Raw genomic sequence first — 3,940 nt, 5'->3', positions numbered from 1 at the left:
GCACACCTGCAGCTTGCAGCGCAATTGGCCTGGCGAACGAGAACCTCAGGGCAGCTTTCGCAAAACCATAATTGTGTGGCTGCTTCCCGACGGTGTATCTGCTACTTAGCATGAAATTCAGTAAAATCATATAAAATGAGAAGCGCGGAGAAAAAAATTATCTATAAGTCAGAAGAAATCATCTGGAAGCAAATTCTGTGTTGGAAAAATAAAATTGTACGTGATATGTAAAATTTGACTCTGGGATTACTACAAAATTTCCGACGCTCCCATAGATTTTCTTTAATAATATGACTCACGCGGTTGAAACGAGATGGTGAACTTCAGGTAGATGCAGCAATTGTTCCTGAGGTTGCAGCTTCAAAGGCTTCAGGAAGCCTTGGTCCAGGCAAAGCCAATGTCTTTATCTTCCCTTATCTTAACGTTGGAAGCATTGCGTATAAGATTGCACAGAGACTTGCCAAAGCTGAAGCCTATGGGACCTATCCTCTAGGGATTAGTAAAGCCAGTTATGACCTGCCCAGAGGCTGCAGTGGCGAAGATCGTCAGTGCTGTTGCAATTACCTGTATCCAGGCCAGCAACACAGCAAAAATAAGAGATAAAAAACAGCTTTTAGATTGTGCTTTTTCATTCATTCTCTCAGTAGTACATTAGGCTTTGATTTCTTTTCTTAACTTCAGGTGCATCATCAGACATATTCGGAGTTGACATAATATACTCCATGATATCTTTCATTTTCGCGCTGGCCACTGATACCGAGGTATCGGCAGCTCCATAGTAAATACGGAGTTCATCGCCCACCAGAACCCATCCGCAGGGGAAAACGACATCATTGACGTCTCCACTGCGCTCATACGGCTCACGAGGCCCGAAAATCCAGCCTTCTGACCTGCGGAGCACTTTCGTAGGATCCTCAAGATCAAGGAGAGCCAGCCCGAGCCTGTAACTAATTTTCGGGGTTGTCTGACGTACTCCATGGTACATAATTAACCAGCCTTCAGGTGTACGGAGAGGCTGAGGAGATAAACCTATTTTGTAAGCATCCCACCATCCGCCTTCCCTGGCATACAGGAGAACTTCAGGCCTTTCCCAGGATTTCATATCGAAAGAAAAGGAGATCCAGATATTCGCCTTCAAAGTGTGAATAGTAGGTGCAGGTCTGTGTAACATTGCCCATTTGCCGTTAAATCTTACAGGAAAAACCGCAGCATCTTTATTATCAGGGGGCATGGCAGGTCCTGCCCGTTCAAAGTTACGGAAATCCTCTGTAAAAGCAAGAGCTGGTAAGGGGCCCGAATTCGAAAAAGCTACATACACTATAGCCCACTTTTTCATTTCATCTATATACGTTATGCGCGGGTCTTCAACACCATATATTTCTTCAGGGTGATTTACAGGGTCCGGAAAAAATGTTGGCTTACTGTCAATTTCCCAGCCATCAAATCCGTTTTCACTCTTTGCTACCGTAAAGTGAGAAAAACCCCTGTGGTCCTCAACTCTGACCAGTAACAGGATTTTACCGTCAACTATGGCAGCTGCAGGGTTAAATACCGAATTGGCTTGATAAGGCCAATCTTCAACTGTAAGTATTGGATTTTTTCTGTACCTTACAAACAGTTCTCCATGGTCTTTCCAGGTCATATTATTATCCCATTCCCCTTCCAGATCATATTATTCCTTCATTTATCCTGATTTATAGGTAGAACTATCACATACCCAATTCCGGGGATATTGCGCTTAATAGTGCTGGGGATATTGTGCTTAAGAGTGGCCTGATCTCAAGTACATCTTCTACATATGCTCTAAGAATTTCTGCGACACTCCATGCCTGGGCAATGCAACCTCCAGGAGAATGAGGGTAGTCGCCATCAAAAACTTCGGAAATGGTTCCGAGGCCTGCGGTTTCAAGGTGTGTATTAAAGTCCTCCAGGAGAGCCCGCATATCTTCAAGACTCTTTTCGGAATAGTTATGAACTTTCCGGTAAGCTCTCACATAAGCGCCAAGGAGCCAGGGCCAGGCTGTCCCGTTATGATAGGCTGTATCTCGGGTGAATGCATCTCCGTGATACTGTCCTTTATATAATGGGTGATCAGTTGAAAGGGTTCTAAGCCCAAAGGGGGTCAAAAGGTCTTTTTCAACTCTGTCTACAATTGCTTTTTCTTTATCAGGAGGTAGCATGGTATTTGGGAGAGCTACTGCCAATATTTGATTGGGACGGATTGCAGGGTCTTTAACCTCATTTCCTGTTTCATCCTGATATACGAGATCAAAGAGACAATTAGTTTCCGGGTTCCAGAAAATATTCTCAAAATTTGAGGCAACACCGTCTGCAAGCATCTCATATGAAGAAACATCTTTTCCGAGAAGGGTACCCAGGCTGGAAGCAATTTTCAAGGCGTTGTACCAGAGGGCATTGATTTCACAGGCTTTACCTGCTCTTGGAGTTACTGCCCACTCTCCAATTTTGGCATCCATCCAGGTTAGCTGAGGTCCCTGTCGAATAAGATGATCAGGGTCCATGCCGATTCCAAAGTCCGTACCCTTACGGTAATTATCTATAATATTCTCTACAGTGTCCCAGATATCCGCGAGGAAAAGAAAGTTGCTCGTATATGCAAAGTAACGGCTAACGGCATGGATAAACCAGAGAGAAGCGTCTACCGTATTATAGACTGGCTCTCCTCCAAAAGCCGGGAAAGTATTGGGGATTAAGCCTTTCCTGCAATATCGAGCAAAATTCATAAGAACAGACCTGGCCTCTTCATGACGATAAGGAATTAAAAACAAGCCAGTCATCGAGATCATGGTGTCTCTTCCCCAGTCAGAGTACCAGTGATATCCTGCAATTACCGTGTTTTCACCTGAAGAAGGATTCTTCACTATAAAATTGTCTGTTGCCCTGAGAAGTTTAAGAGCAAAAGGGTCTGTAAGCCTGGAATTGAGAGCAAGAAGATTCTGCCGATTTACTCCTCTTTTATAGAGTTCATCAACTTTCCTGAGGTTAAGAGAAGAGATATCGTCTGTTGAAGCAGCGATAAAGAAACGAGAAGTTCCCGGTTTGAGTTTGCTTTCGAAATAACCGGGATTGAAATTATCTTCCTGGGAGTTAAGCCCTCTTTGCTTTTCAGCATCGTACTCCAGGTTATAATACCACTTGGGATCAGAATGATATTCAAGATTGGACGAAAGCGAAAAGGTAAAACCATTAGAACTCTCCAGTTCTACTCCCGCAGAATCAGCTTTCTGGGAAAAAGAAAGGTATCCTGAGCGAGCAGTATAATGGAAGTCTCTCGAGTTTATCAACGGAAAAATTTTCAACAAAGCTTCTTCCTTTCGGGATTCGATATCATAGAGAACACAGGTCATGTTACTGTTATGAACCATGAAGACTTTTTTCTTTACGGTAAAATCGCCGAGCTGGTAAACCCAAAGAGGAAATGGGTTTTGAATATATTCGGAAAGGTAATTGAAGCCAGTAGGTGAAATAGTATCCGGATACTTATGGGTTGCAAGTTTATAAATTTCTTCATTTACAGAAATTTCCTCATCAAGGGAAGAAAGCAGTACAAACCTTCCTGGAGAGTTTTCAGGAGAAGTCACAAGAAGCCCGTGGTAAGTCCTTGTGCTTACCCCGATGACTGTAGAGGAAGCATATCCTCCAAGTCCGTTTCCTATAATCCACTCTCTTTTTATTCCTTCTTCGTATGTTGAAAGACGATCTACTCCAAGCCTGATCCCACTCATGTATATTTAATTAGGATTGATTTATTAAATATCTATACGTTTGGAAAAAAACAAGCTTATCCGGAACTATTGACTCATTTTATATGTTTTTTTGTTCTCTTATTTTTATATATCTTTAAATATATAGTTATTTCTTTATCGTTATAATTAGTGGTCCCTCGATAATCAGTTAATATTTTCCAGAGTACTCACAC

3 protein-coding genes are annotated in these 3,940 nt (G+C 42.5%); 1 reads left to right on the top strand and 2 read right to left on the bottom strand.

Features of this window, described 5'->3' with window-relative positions:
- Positions 1 to 303: 303 nt before the first annotated feature.
- Positions 304 to 603: a phosphate acyltransferase gene (locus BP621_RS06270; protein WP_292388574.1), complete on the top strand. Its 300-nt coding sequence runs from the start codon at positions 304 to 306 to the stop codon at positions 601 to 603.
- A 37-nt stretch (positions 604 to 640) separates the two neighbouring features.
- On the opposite strand, the gene BP621_RS06265 is transcribed toward BP621_RS06270, so the two are convergent.
- Positions 641 to 1,642, bottom strand: coding sequence for a glycosidase (locus BP621_RS06265; RefSeq protein WP_292388572.1), 1,002 nt, complete (start codon positions 1,640 to 1,642; stop codon positions 641 to 643).
- A 67-nt stretch (positions 1,643 to 1,709) separates the two neighbouring features.
- Positions 1,710 to 3,746, bottom strand: a complete 2,037-nt coding sequence (locus tag BP621_RS06260) for an amylo-alpha-1,6-glucosidase (RefSeq protein ID WP_292388571.1) — start codon at positions 3,744 to 3,746, stop codon at positions 1,710 to 1,712.
- Between the last annotated feature and the right edge of the window lie 194 nt (positions 3,747 to 3,940).

The sequence above is a fragment of the Methanosarcina sp. UBA5 genome (assembly GCF_002505485.1).
Taxonomy (GTDB): Archaea; Halobacteriota; Methanosarcinia; order Methanosarcinales; family Methanosarcinaceae; genus Methanosarcina.
The sequence above is the reverse complement of the archived record's forward strand: the minus strand, read 5'-3'. Positions and strand labels throughout refer to the sequence as shown.